Annotated in this window: 17 protein-coding genes and 1 pseudogene; 10 read left to right on the top strand and 8 right to left on the bottom strand. The window is 67.6% G+C overall.

Translation table 11 applies throughout. The annotated features are described in order from the left end of the window. Window positions 1–705 (bottom strand): AzlC family ABC transporter permease (locus LPZ50_RS08250; protein ID WP_230659761.1); only part of this gene is annotated, 705 nt, incomplete at its 3' end. Window positions 706–833: 128 nt separating this feature from the next. Here LPZ50_RS08250 and LPZ50_RS08255 point away from each other — a divergent pair. The 8 genes from LPZ50_RS08255 (at window position 834) to fabI (ending at window position 8502) form a co-directional block, all read left to right on the top strand. Then, the gene (locus LPZ50_RS08255; protein WP_230659763.1) at window positions 834–1319 is read left to right on the top strand and encodes a GNAT family N-acetyltransferase; all 486 of its coding nucleotides are present in this window, start codon (window positions 834–836) and stop codon (window positions 1317–1319) included. A 35-nt stretch (window positions 1320–1354) separates the two neighbouring features. Next, window positions 1355–1909 (top strand): DinB family protein, encoded by a 555-nt coding sequence (locus LPZ50_RS08260; protein WP_230659766.1) that lies wholly within the window; start codon window positions 1355–1357, stop codon window positions 1907–1909. Next, the gene (locus tag LPZ50_RS08265; protein ID WP_230659770.1) at window positions 1906–2235 is read left to right on the top strand and encodes a DHCW motif cupin fold protein; all 330 of its coding nucleotides are present in this window, start codon (window positions 1906–1908) and stop codon (window positions 2233–2235) included. The genes LPZ50_RS08260 and LPZ50_RS08265 overlap by 4 nt, the downstream gene beginning before the upstream one ends. Window positions 2236–2348: 113 nt before the next feature. After that, the gene (gene yfcF / locus LPZ50_RS08270) at window positions 2349–2999 is read left to right on the top strand and encodes a glutathione transferase (RefSeq protein WP_329957653.1); all 651 of its coding nucleotides are present in this window, start codon (window positions 2349–2351) and stop codon (window positions 2997–2999) included. A 123-nt stretch (window positions 3000–3122) separates the two neighbouring features. After that, window positions 3123–5474 carry a DUF3141 domain-containing protein gene (locus LPZ50_RS08275; protein WP_230659773.1) on the top strand — a complete coding sequence of 784 codons (2352 nt, stop codon included), beginning with the start codon at window positions 3123–3125 and terminating at the stop codon, window positions 5472–5474. Window positions 5475–5533: 59 nt separating this feature from the next. Then, window positions 5534–6523 carry a phosphate acetyltransferase gene (locus tag LPZ50_RS08280; protein ID WP_230659776.1) on the top strand — a complete coding sequence of 330 codons (990 nt, stop codon included), beginning with the start codon at window positions 5534–5536 and terminating at the stop codon, window positions 6521–6523. Between the two features lie 15 nt (window positions 6524–6538). Then, a complete protein-coding gene (locus LPZ50_RS08285; protein WP_230659779.1) occupies window positions 6539–7723 on the top strand; it encodes an acetate/propionate family kinase in 1185 nt (394 codons plus the stop codon). Then, the gene (gene fabI / locus LPZ50_RS08290) at window positions 7720–8502 is read left to right on the top strand and encodes an enoyl-ACP reductase FabI (protein ID WP_230659782.1); all 783 of its coding nucleotides are present in this window, start codon (window positions 7720–7722) and stop codon (window positions 8500–8502) included. The genes LPZ50_RS08285 and fabI overlap by 4 nt, the downstream gene beginning before the upstream one ends. 55 nt (window positions 8503–8557) lie before the next feature. On the opposite strand, the gene LPZ50_RS08295 is transcribed toward fabI, so the two are convergent. From LPZ50_RS08295 to tkt, 4 genes are all read right to left on the bottom strand, one after another. Next, window positions 8558–10240: a SulP family inorganic anion transporter gene (locus tag LPZ50_RS08295; protein WP_230659785.1), complete on the bottom strand. Its 1683-nt coding sequence runs from the start codon at window positions 10238–10240 to the stop codon at window positions 8558–8560. 315 nt (window positions 10241–10555) lie between these two features. Beyond that, window positions 10556–11749: a phosphoglycerate kinase gene (locus tag LPZ50_RS08300; RefSeq protein ID WP_230659788.1), complete on the bottom strand. Its 1194-nt coding sequence runs from the start codon at window positions 11747–11749 to the stop codon at window positions 10556–10558. A 5-nt stretch (window positions 11750–11754) separates the two neighbouring features. Then, window positions 11755–12765, bottom strand: coding sequence for a type I glyceraldehyde-3-phosphate dehydrogenase (gap, locus tag LPZ50_RS08305; protein ID WP_230659790.1), 1011 nt, complete (start codon window positions 12763–12765; stop codon window positions 11755–11757). A gap of 14 nt (window positions 12766–12779) precedes the next feature. After that, window positions 12780–14816, bottom strand: coding sequence for a transketolase (tkt, locus tag LPZ50_RS08310; protein ID WP_230659793.1), 2037 nt, complete (start codon window positions 14814–14816; stop codon window positions 12780–12782). Between the two features lie 194 nt (window positions 14817–15010). Here tkt and LPZ50_RS08315 point away from each other — a divergent pair, with 194 nt between their 5' ends. Next, window positions 15011–15748: a 16S rRNA (uracil(1498)-N(3))-methyltransferase gene (locus tag LPZ50_RS08315; RefSeq protein ID WP_230659796.1), complete on the top strand. Its 738-nt coding sequence runs from the start codon at window positions 15011–15013 to the stop codon at window positions 15746–15748. Window positions 15749–16315: 567 nt separating this feature from the next. Here the strand turns inward: LPZ50_RS08315 and LPZ50_RS08320 are convergent. Genes LPZ50_RS08320 through LPZ50_RS08330 form a run of 3 tightly spaced genes read right to left on the bottom strand, consistent with a single transcriptional unit; the run spans window position 16316 to window position 20272 of the window. Continuing rightward, window positions 16316–16780: a barstar family protein gene (locus LPZ50_RS08320; RefSeq protein WP_230659799.1), complete on the bottom strand. Its 465-nt coding sequence runs from the start codon at window positions 16778–16780 to the stop codon at window positions 16316–16318. Next, complete coding sequence (locus tag LPZ50_RS08325) at window positions 16777–18003, bottom strand: patatin-like phospholipase family protein (protein ID WP_230659802.1); 1227 nt, start codon at window positions 18001–18003, stop codon at window positions 16777–16779. The genes LPZ50_RS08320 and LPZ50_RS08325 overlap by 4 nt, the downstream gene beginning before the upstream one ends. Further along, window positions 17984–20272 (bottom strand): NADP-dependent malic enzyme, encoded by a 2289-nt coding sequence (locus tag LPZ50_RS08330; RefSeq protein ID WP_230659805.1) that lies wholly within the window; start codon window positions 20270–20272, stop codon window positions 17984–17986. The genes LPZ50_RS08325 and LPZ50_RS08330 overlap by 20 nt, the downstream gene beginning before the upstream one ends. 266 nt (window positions 20273–20538) lie before the next feature. On the opposite strand from LPZ50_RS08330, the pseudogene LPZ50_RS25465 reads away from it, so the two are divergent. Next, window positions 20539–20724, top strand: a pseudogene (locus LPZ50_RS25465) (ABC transporter ATP-binding protein); the annotation flags it as partial.

A 20724-nucleotide genomic window follows, 5' to 3' on the forward strand; every position in this document is an offset into this window, starting at 1 on the left:
CGGCCGGGGGCAGACGCAGCCGGCAACCGCGGCGGCCAGGATGGCCAGGCTGGTATGGCCGGCGGCCGCGAAGGCAGCGCCCACCAGCAGCGCCGCCAAAATGGGCCCACGCAGCGAACGCGTGGCGCTTTGCATTACCAGGGCCAGGAACAGGGCCGGCAGCGCGAAGCGCATCACCTGGGACAGCATCGGATAATGGCGTTCCAGGCCATCCCCCGCGTAAACACCTACCGCGGTGCCGGCGATCCAGGTCAGCCACGCCCCCAGGCCCAGCAGGGTCATCCAGCGGTTGCGCTGCGCGGCATCCACCGATTCGATGCGGTTGAATGCCGTGGCAAAGACTTCGTCGGTAAGCAGGAAAGCGATTTTCAGGCGCGTGCGCAGGCGGGATGGCAGGAAGCGCGACAGCAGCGGCCCGTACAGCAGGTGCCGGGCGTTCAGCAGCGAGCATAGCGCCACCACCCACAGCCATGGCGTGCCGGCCTTGATGGACGCCAGCAGCAGGAACTGGCTGGCTCCCGCGTAGACCAGCACCGAAATCAGGATCACCTGCAACGGCGCCAAACCGGTAGACAGGCCGGCAATGCCGAAAGCCACCGCCACCGGAAAATACCCGATCATGACGGGCAGGCAGGCCCTCAGGCCCGCCAGGCCGGCGCCGCCTGGCGCGGCCAGGTGCGGTGCCGGGGCGGAATGACGATTCATGGTGTATGGCCCCCCTCACGACGGCGTTGCGGGCAGTTTACCCAGCCGGCGCCTTGCATGGCGCGGCATAATACCAGTCACTGTAGACGCCGGCCGCCACGCGGCGGCCGCAAGAAGGGAAACCCATCGTGCTGGAAATCATCGACATCGACTTCAACGACCCCACCCAAGGCAGCATGGCCGTGGCCTTGCTGAACGAATACGCCAGCGGCCCGATGGGCGGTAACGAACCGCTGTCCGATTACGCGCGCGCCAACCTGGCCGCCGAGCTGGGGCGCCGTCCCAACGCCGGCGCGCTGGTCGCGCTGCACGATGGCGCGCCGGCCGGGCTGGCGATTTACATGGAAGGTTTTTCCACCTTCGCCTGCAAGCCTTTGCTGAACCTGCACGATTTCATGGTGTCGGAACGCTTCCGGGGCCAGGGCATCGCGCAAAAGCTGCTGGCCGCGCTGGAAGCCACCGCCGCTCGCCGCGGCTGCTGCAAGATCACCCTGGAAGTGCTGCAGGGCAACGAACCCGCCAAGGCCCTGTACCGCAAGCTGGGCTACCAGGGCTACGAACTGCCCGGCGACGCCGGCCAGGCCATGTTCTGGCAAAAGAAGCTGGCCGCCTAGCGGCCCGGGTTTCCCCACCGCAAGGTCAAGCGCCCATGCCCACCGCCGCCGATATACGCCTGCTGGCCGATTACAACGCCTGGATGAACCAGCGCATCTACCAGGCCGCCAGCCAGCCGGCCGCCCATGCCGCCGCGCCTCGCGGAGCGTTCTTCGGGTCGCTGCTGGGCACGCTGAACCACATCGCCGTGGGCGACGTCCTGTGGTTGAAGCGCTTTGCCACCCATCCGGCCGGATATTCCGCGCTGGACCCGGTACTTGCCCTGCCTATGCCCACCGGACTGGATCATCCGCTGCACCCCGACCTGGCCGGCCTGGCAGGCCTGCGCCATGAGCTCGACCAGGCCATCATCGGCTGGGCAAGCCAGGTGTCCGACCCCGACCTGGACCACGTGCTGGCCTATACCAATACACGCGGCGTTGCCGCCCGCTACCCGTTCGGCGGCCTGGTGCTGCATTTCTTCAATCACCAAACCCACCATCGCGGCCAGGCCACCACCCTGCTCAGCCAGGCCGGCGTCGATTTCGGCGCCACCGACTTGCTGCTGCGCGTGAATGACACGCCCCCTTCTACCGAGAATTCCGCATGAATCTACGCGATATCCCTTTCGGCACCACCGACTGGCAGTCCATCGAACCCACCGAACATCCCGGCGAAACCGGCACGGCCTACTGGCGCACCTGCCAGTTCGGCGACATCCGCGTGCGCATGGTTGAATATTCGCCCGGCTACCTGGCCGACCACTGGTGCAGCAAGGGCCATATCCTGCTGTGCCTGGAAGGCGAACTGCATACCGAACTGGAAGACGGGCGCCAATATGTGCTGAAGCCCGGCATGAGCTACCAGGTGGCCGACCAGGCCGAGGCACATCGCTCGTCCACCCGCGACGGCGCCCGCCTGTTCATCGTGGACTGACCCCCCCGCCTCCCGCCACGGCGTGTCCACGGGGCGCGATTGCGTTACGCTGTAGTATGCGCGGCGCCCACCGGGCTGCCGCTGCCGGCACCCTTGCCATCGGAGATTCCACCGTGCCCGCGCCGCTCGCCTCGCCGCTTACGCTGTATGTCGATTCGCTGCTGCTCAGCCCCTATGCCATGGCCGCCTACGTGGCCCTGGCCGAGAAAGGCCTGCCGGTGGAACTGCGCCTGGTCGACCTGCAATCCGGCGAGCAACGCATGCAGCCCTACGCCAACCGCGCGCCCACCTGCCGGGTTCCGGCCCTGGCGCACGACACCTTCCACCTGACCGAATCCAGCGCCATCATCGAATACCTGGAAGATGTCTTCCCGGCGCCGGACTACCCCGGCCTGTATCCTGCCGCACCGCAGGAACGCGCGCGGGCCCGCCAGGTGCAGGCCTGGCTGCGCAGCGACATGTCCCCGCTGCGCGAAGAGCGCAATACCGAAGTCGTGTTCCACGGTGCCCCCTGCGCCCCGCTTGGCGACGCGGCCCAGGCCGCGGCCGCCAAGCTGCTGCGCGTGGCCAGCCTGCTGCTGTCCGGGAACCGCCCCTGCCTGTTCGACGCCTGGTGCATTGCCGATACCGAACTGGCCCTGATGCTGCGCCGCCTGGGCGGCCCGGACGAACTGCCCGAGCCCCTGCGCGAATACGCCGACCGCCAATGGCAACGCGCCACCGTGCAGACCTGGCTGCAATTCAACCACGACGCCCGCGACTGACTGTGGCGCATCTTATGTTGCATTGCAACATATATTGCGCTGTAATGGGGTCCTGATATTCCTTCTGTATCCCACACCCGCGGCCGCCCCATCCGGCGGCCCGACAGTCAACCGGAGATCGCCGTGGCCGCAACCGCCAACGATCGCAGCACCCCCGCCATCCCCGCCAACCCCTGGGCCGCCGCCTACGAGTACGCCGTGGACACTTTCCAGCGCAGCGTGCTGTATGCCGACGTCATGCGCCAGCGAGGCAACCAGTACCACAGCCACATGGCCAAGCGGGCCCCCAATGTGCTCAGCATGAAGTCCGAACTGGTGCTGGACGGCCGCGAGCTGCCCCGGCCCGTCAATTACGGGCTGCTGCGCATCCTGCCGCCGCCCGACATCACCGTCGATCCGCAGAAGCGCCCCTTCCTGGTGGTGGACCCGCGCGCCGGCCACGGGCCGGGCATAGGCGGTTTCAAGCCCGAAAGCGAGATCGGCGTTGCCGTGCGTGCCGGCCACCCCTGCTATTTCGCGTCGTTCCTGCCGCAGCCCACGCCCACGCAAACCGTGGAAGACGTGATGCGGGCCGAAGCCCGCTTCCTGGAAGAAATCATCGCGCTGCACCCGGAATCGGAAGGCAAGCCGGTGGTGGTGGGCAATTGCCAGGCCGGCTGGCAGATCATGATGACCGCCGCGATGCGCCCCGAACTGTTCGGACCCATCATCGTGGCCGGTGCGCCGCTGTCGTACTGGGCCGGCTGGCGCGGCATGAACCCCATGCGCTACACCGGCGGCATGACGGGCGGCAGCTGGATGACCGAACTGACCAGCGACCTGGGCAACGGCCGCTTCGACGGCGCCTGGCTGGTGCAGAACTTCGAGAACCTGAACCCCGCCAACACGCTCTGGAGCAAGCAGTACAACTTGTATTCCAAGGTGGACACCGAGGCCTCGCGCTACCTGGGCTTCGAAAAATGGTGGGGCGGGCACGTTTACCTGAACGGCCCGGAAATCCAGTACATCGTCGACAACCTGTTCGTTGGCAACCGCCTGGCCACGGCCGGGCTGGTCACGTCGGACGGCATACGCATCGACCTGCGCAATATCCGCTCGCCCATCATCGTGTTCTGCTCGAAGGGCGACAACATCACGCCACCGCCCCAGGCCCTGGGCTGGATTCCCGACCTTTACCAGGACGACGCCGAAGTGGTGGCGCACGGCCAGACCATCGTCTATGCCGTGCATGAAAGCATCGGCCACCTGGGCATTTTCGTGTCGGGCAGCGTGGCCCGCAAAGAACACCAGGAATTCACCGCCAACATCGACCTGATCGACGTGCTGCCTGCCGGTATCTACCAGGCCGAAATCGCCGACAAGACGCCGGACACGCTCAACCCCGACCTGGCGCCCGGCGACTACGTGCTGTCGTTCGCGCGCCGCAGTGTCGACGATGTGCGCGGCATCGTGGCGCGCAACGAAGAAGACGACCGCCGCTTCGCGGCCGTGGCGCGCATATCGGACATCAACCTGGGCATGTACCGCAGTTTCCTGCAGCCCTGGATACGCGCCACGGTCACGCCTCAATCGGCCGAATGGATGCAGCGCATGCACCCGCTGCGCCTGCCCTACGAACTGATTTCCGACCGCAACCCCTGGGTGGCGCCCGTGGCGCAGGCCGCCGCGCAGGCGCGCTTGAACCGCCAGCCGGCCAAGGCCGACAACCCCTTCGCCGTCTGGGAGCACATGGCCTCGAAAACCATCGAGGCCAGCCTGAACATGTGGCAGGAACTGCGCGATGCCACTGTCGAGCAGCTGTTCATGAACATCTACGGTTCGCCCGTGGTGCAAGACTGGGCCGGGCTGGGCGCCAGGTCGGGCGCGCCGCGCAAGCACCCGGGCATTTCACCCGAACACCGCAGCTTCATGGACGACCGGGCCAACGAACTGCGCGCGCACATCGACCAGGGCGGCGTGCGCGAAGCCGCCATGCGCATGCTGCTGTACGTGGCCGGCGCCGAGGGCAGTTTCGACGAGCGCAGTTTCGCCATGCTGCGCAAGATGCGCGCCGATGCCGATTCGAGCCTGGCGCTGCAGGAATTCAAGGACGTGGCGCGCGAACAGGCGCTGATGATGCGGCTGGACGGCACCGCCGCGCTGCAGGCCATGCCCAAGCTGCTGCAAAATGCCTCGGCCAACGAGATCCGCACGGCCTTCGGCACCATGCGGCACGTGCTGGAAGCCACCGGCCCGCTGAACGAACGGGCCCGCAACTACCTGGAAGAAATGGAGCAGATCTTCCGCGCCGCCGCCCAAGAAGCCCTGGCACGCGAAGGCAAGGCGGAAGCGGCCCGGCCCGCGGCCCGCGAGCCGGCCGCAGCACGCAAGAGACCGGCTCCCCACAAGGCCGCCGCGCCGCGCAAGGCGGCAACCGCTCCGCGCAAGGCCGCGCCCAAAACCGCCAGGCCTGCCAGCCCGCGCAAGAAAACCTAGCGGCCGGGCGCGCGGCCGGCATCGATCGAGTACGGTGCCTTTCCCACACAGGACCAGCCATGACCGAAGTGCACGCCACGCCTCGCCCCGACCCCGCCTTGGCGGGCCCGCCCCCTGGGCGTGACGGCGGCACGCCGTACGACCGCCTGATCGCCCGCGCCCGCGAACTGCCGGCCGCCACCTGCGCAGTAGCGCACCCCTGCGATGCCACCTCGCTGGGCGCGGCGCTGGAAGCCGCCAGGCTGGGCCTGATCAAGCCGATACTGGTGGGCCCGCAGCAGAAGATCCGCGAAGTGGCCGAGCGCTGCGCCTACGACCTGACATCCACCCCCGTCATCGACGCGCCGCACAGCCATGCCGCCGCGGCGCTGGCGGTAGCTCAGGTCAGGAATGGCGACGCCAGTTTGCTCATGAAAGGCAGCCTGCACACCGACGAGCTGATGCACGAGGTGGTGGCGCGCGATACCGGCCTGCGCACCGGGCGGCGCATCAGCCACGCCTTCATCATGGACGTGCCCACTTACCCCGAACCCCTGTTCATCACCGACGCGGCCATCAACATCTTTCCCGACCTGGAAACCAAGGCCGACATCATCCGCAATGTGATCGAGCTGCACCAGGGGCTGGGCCTGGGCGCGCCCCGCGTGGCGATTCTGTCAGCCGTGGAACAAGTCATGCCGGCCATTCCCGGCACCATCGAAGCCGCCGCCCTGTGCAAAATGGCCGACCGCGGCCAGATCCTGGGTGGCGTGCTGGACGGACCGCTGGCGCTGGACAACGCCATCAACGCCGAGGCGGCGCGCACCAAAGGCATCGTGTCCCCGGTGGCGGGCCGTGCGCAAGTGCTGGTGGTACCCGACCTGGAAGCCGGCAACATGCTGGCCAAGAACCTGACCTTCCTGGCCAATGCGGAAGCAGCCGGCATCGTACTGGGCGCGCGCGTGCCCATTGTGCTGACCAGCCGCGCCGACAGCGAGCGCTCACGGCTGGCCTCGTGCGCGGTGGCCAGCATCTACGCCCACCATCGCGCGCGGCACGCGCCGCTGTAATCTCCCGGAGCCGCCGTGACCGACACCATACTCGTCATCAATGCCGGCAGTTCCAGCATCAAGTTCTATCTGTACGACATCGGCACAGGCGGCGACCTGGCCGCGCGCATGGGCGGCCAGGTCGAGGGCATAGGCACCCTGCGCCCCCGCCTGCGCGCCCGCGACGCCCAGGGCAACATCATGGCCGAGCGCGATATCGCACCCGGCCATGCGGCCGACGTGCCCAATGCGCAGGACGTGGTCGGTACCTGGCTGTCGGGGCACCTGAACGGCATGCCCGCCGCGGTGGGCCACCGGGTCGTGCACGGCGGCCCCGACCTGGACGCGCCCGTGCTCGTGGACGATCAAACACTGGAGCAACTGGCGGCGCTGAGCCCGCTGGCGCCGCTGCACCAGCCGAACAATCTGGCCGCCATACGCGTCATCCGCGAACGCCGCCCCGCTATTCCCCAGGTGGCCTGCTTCGACACGGCATTCCACCGCAGCCACGGCCCCCTGGCCGACCGCTACGCCCTGCCCGAACGGCTGTACCAGCAGGGGGTGCGGCGCTATGGTTTCCACGGCCTGTCATATGAATACATCGCCCAGCGGCTCCGGCGCGCGCTGCCGGAGATCGCCGGCGGCAAAGTGGTGGCCGCGCACCTGGGCAACGGCGTATCCGCCTGCGCCATGGTCGATGGCAAAAGCGTCGACAGCACCATGGGCTTCAGCGCGCTGGAAGGCCTGCCCATGGGCACGCGTCCGGGCAGGCTGGACGCGGGCATTGTGCTGTGGATGATGCAGCAGGGCATGGCGCACGACGACATCGCACACCTGCTGTATCACGATTGCGGCTTGAAGGGCCTGTCCGGCCTGGGCAACGATATGCGCGAACTGCAGGCCAGCGACACGCCCGGCGCCCGGCTGGCGCTGGACTATTTCGCCTGGCGCGTGGCCGAAGGCATTGCCGGGCTGGGGTGCGCCATGAACGGCATGGATGCCCTGGTATTCACCGCCGGCATCGGCGAGAACGCGCCGGCCATGCGCCAGGCCATCGCCGACCGCCTGGCCTGGCTGGGGGTTCGGCTGGACAACGAGCGCAATGCCCGCCACGGCCCGCGCATTTCCGCCGACGATAGCCAGATCGGGGTTTACGTGGTGCGCACCAACGAAGAACTGGTCATTGCCCAGCACACGCTGAATCTGGTGCGCGCACGATGACGGCCCCTGGCACTCTCCAACCCTTGGCCGGCCGGCGGGGCCTGGTCACCGGCATCGCCAACGGCCAGTCCATCGCCTGGGGCTGCGCCCGGGCATTCCGCGCGCTGGGCGCCGACCTGGCCATCACCTACCTGAACGACCGCGCCCTGCCCCACGTGCGCCCGCTGGCCGAACAGGTGCAGGCCAGCTTGCTGCTGCCGCTGGACCTGACAGCGCACGGCCAGCTCGAAGCCGTGTTCGAACGCATCGGCGCCGAATGGGGCGAGCTGGATTTCGTGCTGCATTCCATCGCCTACGCACCGCGCGACGACCTGCACGGCCGTGTCACCGATTGCTCGAAAGCCGGATTCCTGCTGGCCATGGACGTGTCGTGCTGGTCGTTCATCCGCATGGCCAAGCTGGCCGAACCGCTGATGCCGCGCGGCGGCACGCTGTTCTGCATGAGCTATTACGGCGCGCAGATGGTGGTGGAAAACTACAACATGATGGGGCCGGTCAAGGCCGCGCTGGAATCGGCCACCCGCTACCTTGCAGCCGAGCTGGGGCCACAGGGCATACGCGTACACGCGATCTCGCCTGGCCCCGTCAAGACGCGCGCGGCCAGCGGCATTGCGGGCTTCGACGCGATGCTGCACCAGGCCGAGGCCAAATCGCCCACGCGCAGCCTGGTGGACATCGACGATGTGGGCGAAGCCACCGCCTGGCTGGCTACCGATGGCGCCCGGCGCATTACCGGGCAAACGCTGTATATCGACGGCGGCTATCACATCGTCGATTGAAGGCGCCCCGGAAGCGCCACGCGGTGAACCGCCGGCACGCCGGCGGGGCAAGGCTTCAGGCGCGAATCTCGTGCGTGACGCGGCCGCTTTCGATGGCGGCCACGGCTTGTTCGGCGGTAATGAAAATGCGGTCGCGCCCGATGGTGTCGGCCAACCCGGAACGGTCCAGGGCCAGGCGGAATTCACCATGCCCACCCGCCAGCAGCATCACGGTGTCGCGCGCATCGAGTTCGCGCTTGAGCGTAAGCAGGGCATCGATGGCATCCGCATCGGCGTGGGTCATGGCCTCGGCCTCGAGCACGAACCAGTCGGCCTGCCCCGCCAGCGCCACCACGGCGCGCGCGCGGCGGCGGAAGGTATCGGCGTTGAAGAACCAGATGGACGACTCGAACAGCCAGACCACCGTGCCCGGTACAGGCGCGGCCGTGGGATTCAGGTGCAGCTTGCACAGGGCCGTGTCGCCCGGCAAGCGGCCCAGCAGGGCATCTCGCGGCGTGGCGGTTACATACATCACGTACATCAGCGTGGCGGTCACGGCCACCACCACGCCCTGCAGCACGCCGAACAGCACCACCCCCACCGCCGCCAGCATGGCGAAGGCCAGCTCGGAACGCGAAATGCGCGCCAGCGTGGCGAAAGCCCGCCAGTCGAACAGGTGCAGGGCCGCCGACAACAGAATCGCCGCCAGCGCGGCCTGCGGCAGCCAGTACAACACCGGCGTTGCCACCGCCACCACCACCGCCAGCGTCAGGGCGGCAGCCACGCCGGCCAGTTGGGTAGTGGCGCCCGCCGCCAGGCCCACCGCGGTGCGCGAATCGGCCCCCGTTACGACAAAACCCTGGAACAGGCCGGCGGCGATATTCGCTGCGCCAAACCCCAGCAGTTCGCGGTTGGGTTCCACTTCTTCCCCGCTGCGCGCGGCAAAACTGCGCGCCGTGACAATGCCGCTGGAAAAGCTGACCAGCAATACACCCGCCGACCCCAGCAGCAAGGCATTGAGATGGTCCAGTTCGGGCATGCGCGGGGCCGGCAGGCCAGCGGGAATATCGCCCACCACCGCGATGCCCAGCCCGGGAAAATCCAGCAGCCATGACAGCAGGCAGGCCAGCGCCACCAGCATGATGGCGCCCGGCCACCTGGGGCGCAGCCGCTTGGCCGCCGCCAGGAATGCGCAACACAGCATGCCAAAGATGAAGGTGGGCCAATGGGCCTGCAGCACCAGGCGGGCCAATTCGCTGAAGGGCCGCAGCAGGTCATCGGGGCGCGGGCCGGCGCCCGTGAGTGAGTGCAGCTGCGACCAGGCCAGGGTCACCGCCACGCCGGCCATATAGCCCACCAGCACGGGACGCGACAGCAGGTTGGCCAGGGTTCCCAGGCGAAACAGGCGCGCCGCCAGGCAGCCCAGGCCCACCATCAAGGCCATGGCGGCCGCCGCCGTCAGCCGCGCGTCGGGGTCGGTAATGGCCATGCCCGTCAGGGTGGCGGCGATCAGGGTGCACGTGGCCGTGTCGGGGCCCACCATCAAGGTGCGCGATGCCCCGAACAGCGCGTAGGCCAACATGCCGGCCATGGCGGCCCACAGGCCGGACGCTGGCGGCAGGCCCATCATGCTGGCGTAGGCCAGGCCGACGGGCAAGGCCACCGCGGCCACCGACAGCCCCGCCAACATGTCGCGGCGCGTCTGGGCCAGGGTCAGGCCGCGCCATTTGTCCAGGACGGATAAGAAAGACAGTTGCATCGCGGGCCGTATCGGGGGGCGCCAATGAAGACAGGCCGCGCCAGGCTGCGGATGGGCCGCCGCGGGTCTTGCGATAGTAGCGCAGCCAGATGGCGAGTGATCTCGGGTATCTGGCACCCGCCGGGTGCCAGATACCCATGGCACTACCTTAAACCGCCGCGGCGAGCTTTCGCGGGCACTACCAGGTGTCCGGCTCCCGTCAGGGTGCCGGACACCGTCCAACCGAGACTATCGCGGCACATGACGGTGTCTGGCACCCTGCGGGAGCCAGACACCCGACAACACACCGGGTGCCTGGCACCGGCCTGCGCCCGGTCAGGCCGCGCGTTCTTCCAGGATGGCCACGGCCGGCAGCGACTTGCCTTCCAGGAATTCCAGGAATGCGCCGCCGCCGGTGGAGATGTAGCCCACCTTGTCGGCAATGCCGTACTTGGCGATGGCCGCCAGGGTATCGCCGCCGCCCGCGATGGAAAACGCGGGCGATTCGGCAATGGCCTTGGACAAGACTTCGGTGCCGTTCGCGAAGGCATCGAACTCGAACACGCCCACCGGGCCGTTCCAGACAATGGTGCCGGCCTGCGCCAGGATGCCGGCCAGCCGCTGCGCGGTTTGCGGGCCGATGTCCAGGATGAGGTCGTCGTCGGCCACGGCATCGGCCGCCTTGACGGTGGCTTCGGCATCGGCCGCGAACGACTTGGCGCACACCACGTCGGTGGGAATGGGCACTTCGGCGCCGCGCTTTTTCATCAGGTCGATGACGGCGCGGGCCTGGTCGATCTGGTCGGGCTCGGCCAGCGATTTGCCGATGGACAGGCCGGCGGCCAGCATGAAGGTGTTGGCAATGCCGCCCCCCACCACCAGCTGGTCGACCTTGTCGGCCAGCGATTGCAGGATGGACAGCTTGGTGGACACCTTCGAGCCGCCCACGATGGCCACCAGCGGGCGCTTGGGTTCGTGCAAGGCACGGCCCAGGGCCTGCAGTTCGGCTTCCAGCAGCGGGCCTGCGCAAGCCACCGGCGCGTAACGGGCGATGCCGTGCGTGGTGGCTTCGGCGCGATGCGCGGTGCCGAAGGCATCGTTGACGTACACGTCGCACAGTGCCGCCATCTTGCGCGACAGGGCCTCGTCGTTTTTCTTCTCGCCGGGGTTGACGCGGCAGTTTTCCAGCAACAGGACTTGGCCTGGATCGATGTTCACGCCATCGGTCCAGTCTTTGACCAGTTGCACGGGCATGCCCAGCAGTTGCGACAGGCGCCGGCCCACGGGGGCCAGCGAGTCGGCGTCGGTCAGCACGCCCTCGGTGGGGCGGCCCAGGTGCGAGGTCACCATGACGGCGGCGCCGCCATCGAGCGCCAGGCGGATGCCTGGCACCGATGCGCGGATGCGCGTGTCTTCGCTGATCTGGCCGGCATCGTCGAACGGCACGTTCAGGTCGGCGCGGATGAAGACGCGCTTGCCGTGCAGTTCGCCCGCCTTGGCCAGCGCGGACAGGGTGTTGACCTTGGCCATGCTGCTTACTTGGCCGACATCAGCGCGACGGTGGTGTCGAGCATGCGGTTCGAGAAGCCCCATTCGTTGTCGTACCAGGACGACACCTTCACCAGGTTGCCCGACACCTTGGTCAGCGTGGAATCGAAGGTGCTGGAAGCCGGGTTGTGGTTGAAGTCGACCGACACCAGGGGTTCGGTGTTGTAGTCCAGGATGCCCTTCAGTTCGCCATCGGCGGCGGCCTTCAGGATGCCATTGACTTCTTCGACGGTGGTTTCGCGCTTGGCCACGAACGACAGGTCGACCAGCGACACGTTGATGGTGGGCACGCGGATGGCGAAGCCATCGAGCTTGCCGTTCAGTTCGGGCAGCACCAGGCCCACCGCGGCGGCCGCGCCGGTCTTGGTGGGGATCATGCTCATGGTGGCCGAACGGGCGCGGCGCAGGTCTTCGTGGTAGACGTCGGTCAGGACCTGGTCATTGGTGTAGGCATGCACGGTGGTCATCAGGCCGGTTTCCAGGCCCAGCTTGTCGTGCAGCGGCTTGACCAGCGGGGCCAGGCAGTTGGTGGTGCACGAAGCGTTCGAGATGACGGTGTCGGACGCCTTCAGCACGGTGTGGTTCACGCCGTACACGATGGTGGCGTCGACATCCTTGCCGCCGGGGGCCGAGATGATGACCTTCTTGGCGCCACCCTTGATGTGGGCGCCGGCCTTTTCCTTCGAGGTGAAGAAGCCGGTGCATTCCAGCACCACGTCGACCTTCAGTTCGCCCCAGGGCAGTTCGGCCGGGTTGCGGTTGGCCAGCACGCGGATCTTGTCGCCATTGACCACCATGTAGTCGCCATCGACCTCGACGGTGCCCGGGAACTTGCCGTGGGCGGTGTCGTAGCGCGTGAGATGGGCGTTGGTCTTGGGATCGCCCAGATCGTTGATGGCAACGATTTCGATGTCGTGCTTCTTGCCTGCCTCGTAGTGGGCACGCAGAATGTTGCGGCCGATGCGGCCGTACCCGTTGATGGCGACGCGGATGGTCATGACTAGAGCTCCTTTTACAAAACTTGCTTGACGGCCTCGGCCACCTTGTCGGCGGTCAGACCGAAGAACTTGAACAAGGCTCCGGCGGGCGCGGATTCACCGTAGCGGTCGATGCCGACCACGGCGCCTTCCAGCCCCACGTACTTGTGCCACAAGGCCGTGGTGCCCGCCTCGACGGCCACGCGCGGCAAGCCGGGCGGCAGCACGGCGCGCTTCCAGTCGGCGTCCTGGCGGTCGAACACGTCGGTGCTGGGCATGGACACCACCCGCACGGCAATGCCCTGCCCGGCCAGCTGTTCTTGCGCGGCCAGCGCGATGGCGACTTCGGAACCCGTGGCGATGATAACGGCTTGGGCGCCCTGGGCGTCTCGCAGAACGTAACCGCCGCGGACAATGGCTTTCAGGGTGTCAGCGTCGCGCGCCACGAACGGCAGGTTCTGGCGCGACAACAGCAGCGCCGTGGGGCCGCCGTCGTGCACGTCCATGCCGATGCTGGCGGGCCGGGTGACGGCCGCGCCCCAGGCCACCGCGGTTTCGGCGGTGTCGCAAGGACGCCAGACCGACAGATTGGGAATCAGGCGCAGGCTGGCGGCGTGCTCGATGGACTGGTGCGTGGGGCCGTCTTCGCCCAGGCCGATGGAATCGTGCGTGAACACGTGCACCACGCGCTGCTTCATCAGCGCCGCCATGCGGATGGCGTTGCGGGAATAGTCGGAGAACGTCAGGAAGGTGCCGCCGAAGGGCAGGTAGCCGCCGTGCAGGGCAATGCCGTTCATGACGGCGGCCATGCCGAACTCGCGCACGCCGTAGTTGATGTGGCGGCCGAACTGGACGCCGTTGTCGCCGGCGCGCACGGGCGCCACGCCCTTCCAGTCGGTGTAGTTGGAGCCGGTAAGGTCGGCCGAGCCGCCCAGCAGTTCGGGCAGCGCCTGTGCCAGCTCGGCAATGGCGAATTGCGAGGCCTTGCGCGTGGCCACGGTTTCGGCCTTCTGGTCGGTGCCTTGCACAAACGCTTGCAACTTGTCGGCGAAGCCCGCGGGCAGTTCACCGTTCATGCGGCGGGTGAATTCCGCGGCTTCGGCGGGATATTGGGCGGCATAGGCATCGAAGCCGGTTTGCCAGGCGGCCTGGAACTCGGCACCGGCCTTGCGACTGTCCCAGCCTTCGCGCACGGCCTGCGGAATTTCGAACGGCGCGGCCGTCCAGCCCAGCGCCACGCGCGTGGCGGCGATTTCTTCGGCGCCCAGCGGCGCGCCGTGCACATTGTGCGTGCCGGCCATGGTGGGCGAGCCCTTGCCGATGATGGTGCGGCAGACGATCAGGGTGGGCTTCTCGGACTGGGCGCGCGCGGCCTTGATGGCGGCGTCGACCGCCGCCACGTCGTGGCCATCGACGCCGCGGATGACGTTCCAGCCATAGCCTTCGAAACGGGTGGCGGTGTCGTCGCCGAACCAGTGTTCGACATGGCCGTCGATGGAGATGCCGTTGTCGTCGTACAGTACCACCAGCTTGGACAGCTTCAGCGTGCCGGCCAGCGAGCAGGCTTCGTGCGAGATGCCTTCCATCAGGCAGCCGTCGCCCGTGAAGGCGTAGGTGTGGTGGTCGACGATGGACAGGCCTGGCTTGTTGAATTCGGCGGCCAGCAGGGCCTCGGCCAGCGCCATGCCCACGGCATTGGCCAGGCCCTGGCCCAGCGGGCCGGTGGTGGTTTCCACGCCCGGGGTGATGCCGACTTCGGGGTGGCCCGGCGTGCGCGAGTGCAACTGGCGGAACTGCTTGATCTCTTCGATGGGCAGGTCGTAGCCGCTGAGGTGCAGCAGCGCGTAGACCAGCATGGAGCCGTGGCCGTTGGACAGCACGAAGCGGTCGCGGTTGGCCCAGGCCGGGTCGGCCGGGTTGTGGCGCAGATTGCCCAGCCACAGCGCCTGCGCGATTTCCGCCATGCCCATCGGGGCGCCGGGGTGTCCCGAATTTGCTTGCTGGACGGCGTCCATCGCAAGGACGCGGATGGCATCCGCCAGGGCTAGGGGTTGGGCGGTGGGTAGGCTCATGCGGAAAAGGCTCGTAGGCTCTGGGCGCGCCGAAAAACGGGGCCAGGTAGGAGGGTTTGCGAAGCTCATCATTTTAGCATCCGGGCGCCCCCCTTTCCCGGGCGGGCGAGGGGCCGGCGCCCGGGCCTCGGACGGCAGTGGTAGGCTACGCGCTTGAATGGTTTCCGGCGCCCGCGGCGCCCTGCTCATCCGCCATGCCCCTGCCGCGCTTTTTCTGCGACACGCCGCTGTCCGCCGGCGCCCGCCTGCCCTTGCCCGACACCCTGGCGCACCACGCGGTGCGCGTGCTGCGCCTGCGCGACGGCGCCGCCATCGTGCTGTTCAACGGCCAGGGCGGCGAATACGCCGCCACACTGGAAATCGACGGCAAGTCCGCCTGGGCCCAGTTGGGGGCCCACGATCCGCGCGAGGCCGAGCTGGCGGGACACCTTACCCTGGTGCAGGGCCTGCCGTCCGGCGACAAAATGGACTGGGTGGTGGAAAAGGCCGTCGAGCTGGGCGCGCGGCGGGTCGTGCCCATCCAGGCCCAGCGCAGCGTGCTGCAACTGAGCGGCGCGCGGCTGGACAAACGCGTGGCGCACTGGGCACGCATCGCCCTGGCCGCCTCGGAACAATGCGGGCGCAATCAACTGATGCGGGTAGACGCGCCCATGCCCCTGGCCGCCTGGCTGGAACAGCCCGCCGACGGCCTACGGCTGCTTTGCCACCCCGAAGCCGGACCCAGCCTGGCCGACGCGCTGTCCGCCCAGCCGGGCCTGCGGCGCCTGTGCCTGCTGGTGGGGCCCGAAGGGGGATGGTCGGACGCCGAACTGGCCCTGGCCGCCCGCCACGGCGTGCAGGCCGTACGCTACGGGCCGCGCATCTTGCGCACCGAAACCGCCGGCCTGGCCCTCATGGCCTCGGCCACGGCCTTGCTGGAATGGCAGGAATAGGCGGATAGAAGCCGGCAGCCATGGCGCTACCCCGCGCCGCGGCGATTGTTCACGGATGTTGCCGGATGTCCGGATCCGAGGCGTTTGCGGATGTTGCCAGGTGTCCGGCTCCGGAAGGTGCCGGACACCGTTGTGGGCCACGACGGCCTCAGCTGGACGGTGTCCGGCACCCTGACGGGAGCCGGACACCCGACGACACTCGCCACGACGGCCAAGACATAGAAGCCAGCCCCCTCGGGCCGATGTTCGCGGATGTGGCCGGGTGTCCGGCTCCGGAAGGTGCCGGACACCGTTGTGGGCCACGACGGTCTCAGTAGAACGGTGTCCGCAACCAAGAAGCACAGCCCGAAAAGGAAGCACAGCCCGGAGCGTACCGCCACCCGAATGGCCATGACAGGCGTGCAGGGCGCCTGTCATGGCCGGCCCCGCACGATTTTCTTCTTTCACATTGCGCGGCGCGAGCATGCCAAGCACTCTGCCCGCCCCGGCTACGCCCCGATATTGAACCGACGCGAGCCGTCGCGGGCCGGCGTGGCTGGCCCCCCGCCACCCTGGGGCGAGCCCCGCCTACCCTTCCCCGTAGGGCGCGGCGGCCACGCCGGGTTCGGGATCGGGATGCTTGCCGGCGTGTTCGATCACGAAAGTGAACACCCGGCCGTTTTCGCGGGCGAATTCGGCGGCGTCGCCGCACACCGTTTCGATCTGGGCGGAATCTTCTTCCAGCGCGGGATCGCCCGAATGCAGCTTGTACAGCCACAGCACCACGCCGGTTTTCTGGTCGAGCACGGTGTCGCACAGGCAGTCGTACAGGGCGTCGAGATTGCCGCCGAAGTACTCGGGAAAATCCACCGCCTTGGCAATGGCGCGCAGCACGGCCGAGCGGCTGCGCGCCCGGTCGCAATCGGCCACCATCAGTGCCAGCCCGAGTTCGTGCGCAGCCTCAACCACGGCCTGTTTCTGCAAGCCGTCATGATCGATCGCACCGCCGCGGCTGAGTTGTCGCTGCAGCGTAGACTGGCCATTACGCGTCATGCCTGGCCCTCCTTGAAAAAGCCAACCACGTCTTCGATACGCCGCATCGTATCGGCATAACCTAGTTCGATCAATCGCCGTGTGTAAGCGCTTTCAAACAGCAGATACGACATCAGCGCGCCGCCACCCGAGCGGTCAGGATCGGACGATACACCGAGTACGCGAAAAAGGGTACGGGCCTCGACAGGCATTTCTTTCAGATAGTCGAGGGCCAGCAAATCCAGCGACTGGCTGGGCGTGATCGTCAGGACGTTCACCTGCCGGACGCCCACCCCCGTGGCCGACTCGTACGAGGCATGGCCGACCAGGTCATTGATGCGCTCCAGCCGCTCGACATCCATCGACAGGCCATCCAGGAAAATACTGGACAGCACGTGCCCGCCCACCTGCGCCAGGCTGGGATACGGCGGCGCGGCCTCGCGCTTTTCGGGATGGGTGTCGTCACGGTAGCCGGTGCCGATGACCAGCACGCGCTCGGCTCCCAGGTGGATGGCCGGGCTGATGGGGGCCAGTTGCCGCATCGAGCCGTCGCCGCACCATTCCGTCTGGCCGTGCACATCCACCGCCTGGGCGGGAAACACGAAAGGGATGGACGACGAGGCCATCAGGTGCTCTACGCCGATGCGCGCCGGTATCGCGCGCCGCAGCGAACGCCGCCAGGGGTCGATGAGATGGTTCGACTGGTAGAACGTCAGGTGCTCGCCGCTGGTGAACCCCGACGCCGTGATGGCCAGCGACGACAGCGCATCGCCCTGCAGGTTGCGTTGCAGGTGTTTGAAATCCAGCACCCGCGTCAGCAGGTCGGCCAGGGGCCGGTTGTCCAGCAGCGACTGGGGCCGCTTGCGCGTCAGGCCCGAATACATCCACCCCAGGGCCAGCAGGCCCAGCCAGCGCACCCCGGTCTTGATAAGGCCGGGCGCGTCGGCGCGGTAGACCATGTCGGTGTGCAGCGATTCCCACAGGCGCTGGATGCGCCTGGCGGCCAGGTGCGGGCGGTCGGCGCGGCAGGCCAGGGCCGCGGCGTTGATGGCGCCCGCCGAGGTGCCGCAAATAATGGGAAAGGGGTTCCGGAAATCCGGCCGGCCGGCCGGATCCAGAATATGGAAAATAGCGCTCAGCACCCCCACCTGGTAGGCGGCGCGCGCGCCGCCACCGGTAAGCACCAGCCCCGTCAGCGCGGGCCTGGAGAGATCGCGCCCGGTGCTATCTGGGGACGTTGGCATCGACGACGACCAGGGCGGTCATGTTGACGATGCGGCGGACAGTGGAGCTGGACGTCAGGATGTGCACCGGCGCATTAGCGCCCAGCAAGAACGGGCCTACCGCCACATTGCCGCCGGCGGCGGTCTTGAGCAGGTTATAGGCGATGTTGCCCGAATCGACGTTGGGGCAAACCAGCAGGTTGGCTTCGCCCTTCAGCGTCGACGAGGGCAGGATGCGCAGGCGCAGCGCTTCGTCCAGCGCGCAATCGCCATGCATTTCGCCATCGATTTCCAGTTCGGGCGCCGCGGCGCGCACCAGGTCCAGCGCTTCGCGCATCTTGGCGCCCGACGACGAACTGCCGGTGCCGAAGTTGGAACGCGACAGCAGCGCGATCTTCGGAGCCAGGTTCAGGCGCGACATTTCCTCGGCCGCCGCGATGGTGAATTCGGCGATCTGCTCGGCGGTGGGGTCGTCGTTGACATGGGTGTCCACCAGTGCCACCGTGCGCTCGTTCAGCAGCAGCACGTTCATGGCGGCATACACCTTGGCGCCGGGGCGCTGGCCGATGACCTGGTCGACGAAACGCAGGTGCTCGGCATACGCGCTGACCGTGCCGCAGATCATGCCGTCGGCATCGCCCAGATGCACCATCATGGCGCCGATCAGCGTCAGGCGGCGGCGCATTTCGACGCGCGCCATTTCCTTGGTGATGCCGCGGCGGCACATCATTTCCCAGTACGTGGTCCAGTAGCGGTGGAAGCGCTCGTCGTACTCGGGGTTGGTGACCTCGACGTCTTCGCCCAGGCGCAGGCGCAGGCCGTACTTTTCGATGCGGGCGGCCAGCACGGCGGGACGGCCCACCAGGATGGGCTTGGCCAGGCCTTCGTCCACCACTACCTGCACGGCTCGCAGCACGCGCTCGTCTTCGCCTTCGGTGAACACCACGCGCGCCTTGCCGCCTTCGCGCACGAAGCTCTTGGCGGCCGAATACAGCGGCTTCATGAAGGCGCCGGAGTGGTACACGAACTGCTGCAGCTGTTCGGTGTAGGCCTGCAGGTCCGCCAGCGGCCGGGTGGCCACGCCGCCGTCCATGGCCGCCTTGGCCACGGCCGGCGCAATGCGGGTGATCAGGCGCGGATCGAAGGGCTTGGGAATCAGGTATTCGGGCCCGAAGCTGATGTCGTAGGTACCATAAGCGGCCGCCACGACCTCATTCTGTTCTTCCTGGGCCAGCTTGGCGATGGCGTGCACGGCCGCCATTTCCATTTCGCGCGTGATGGTGGTGGCGCCCACGTCCAGCGCGCCGCGGAAAATGTACGGGAAGCACAGGACGTTGTTGACCTGGTTGGGGTAATCGGAACGCCCGGTGGCCATGACCACGTCGCCGCGCACGGCGTGTGCGTCTTCGGGCAGGATTTCCGGGTTGGGGTTGGCCAGCGCCAGGATCACCGGGCGGTCGGCCATGGACGCGACCATCTCGGGCTTGAGCACCCCGCCCGCCGACAGGCCCAGGAACACGTCGGCGCCCTGGATCACTTCGGCCAGCTTGCGCATATCGGTTTTCTGGGCAAAGCGCGCCTTGTCCGGGTCCATCAGGACGGTGCGGCCTTCGTACACCACGCCTTCGATGTCGGTGACCCAGATGTTTTCCACGGGCACGCCCAGGTCCACGATCAAGTCCAGGCAGGCCAGGGCCGCGGCGCCCGCGCCGGACGTCACCACCTTGACTTTGTCGATGGGCTTGCCCACCACTTTCAGGCCGTTGATGAAGGCCGCCGACACACAGATGGCGGTGCCATGCTGGTCGTCGTGGAACACCGGGATCTTCATGCGCTCGCGCAGCTTGCGCTCGACGGTAAAGCACTCGGGCGCCTTGATGTCTTCCAGGTTGATGCCGCCGAAGGTGGGTTCCAGGCCGGCGATGATGTCGACCAGCTTGTCGGGATCGCTTTCGTTGATCTCGATATCGAACACATCCAGGCCGGCGAACTTCTTGAACAGCACCGCCTTGCCTTCCATGACCGGCTTGGACGCCAGCGCGCCGATATTGCCCAGGCCCAGCACCGCGCTGCCGTTGGTGATGACGCCCACCAGGTTGCCGCGCGCCGTGTAGCGCACCGCGTTGCCGGGATCGCTGACGATTTCCTCGCAGGCGGCGGCTACGCCCGGCGAGTAGGCCAGTGCCAGGTCACGCTGATTGGACAACTGCTTTGTCGGGGTGACAGAGATTTTGCCGGGGCGGCCGGACTCGTGGTATTCAAGTGCGGCTTTGCGAAAGTTGGCGTCCATAAGGCAGGGCTACTCGAGTAGGTACACGAAAGTGGGGCATTCTAGCTTAGCGCGGCGCCTATCTTACTCCCCGCTTACTTACCGGGCCGTGGCAGCCGGGCGAGGGGGTCAGGGCGCATATAGGTCGATGGGGTCGAAAGCGTCTTTCATGCGCACTTCCAGCCGCCGCGTGGACGTCGTGGCCGTGATCGACGACGGCATCGGCACGCCGAGCCTGGAACACCTCAAGGGGGTGGGCTGAGGTGGGCGTCGCACGGAGCTACTGCGTGGCCCTGCTGGGCTTGAATGGCTACATCGTCGAAGTCGAGGCGGACATTGGGCAGACCTTGCCGAACTTCCTCATCCTTGGCCTGCCGGACGCCGCCCTGTGCCGCCTGCGCGGCCACCGCATGGCCATGGTGTTCCAGGAGCCGATGACCGCCCTCAACCCCGTGCACCCCATCGGCCGGCAG

The organism is Bordetella petrii (assembly GCF_020991325.1).
GTDB classification, from domain to species: Bacteria; Pseudomonadota; Gammaproteobacteria; order Burkholderiales; family Burkholderiaceae_B; genus Bordetella_A; species Bordetella_A petrii_E.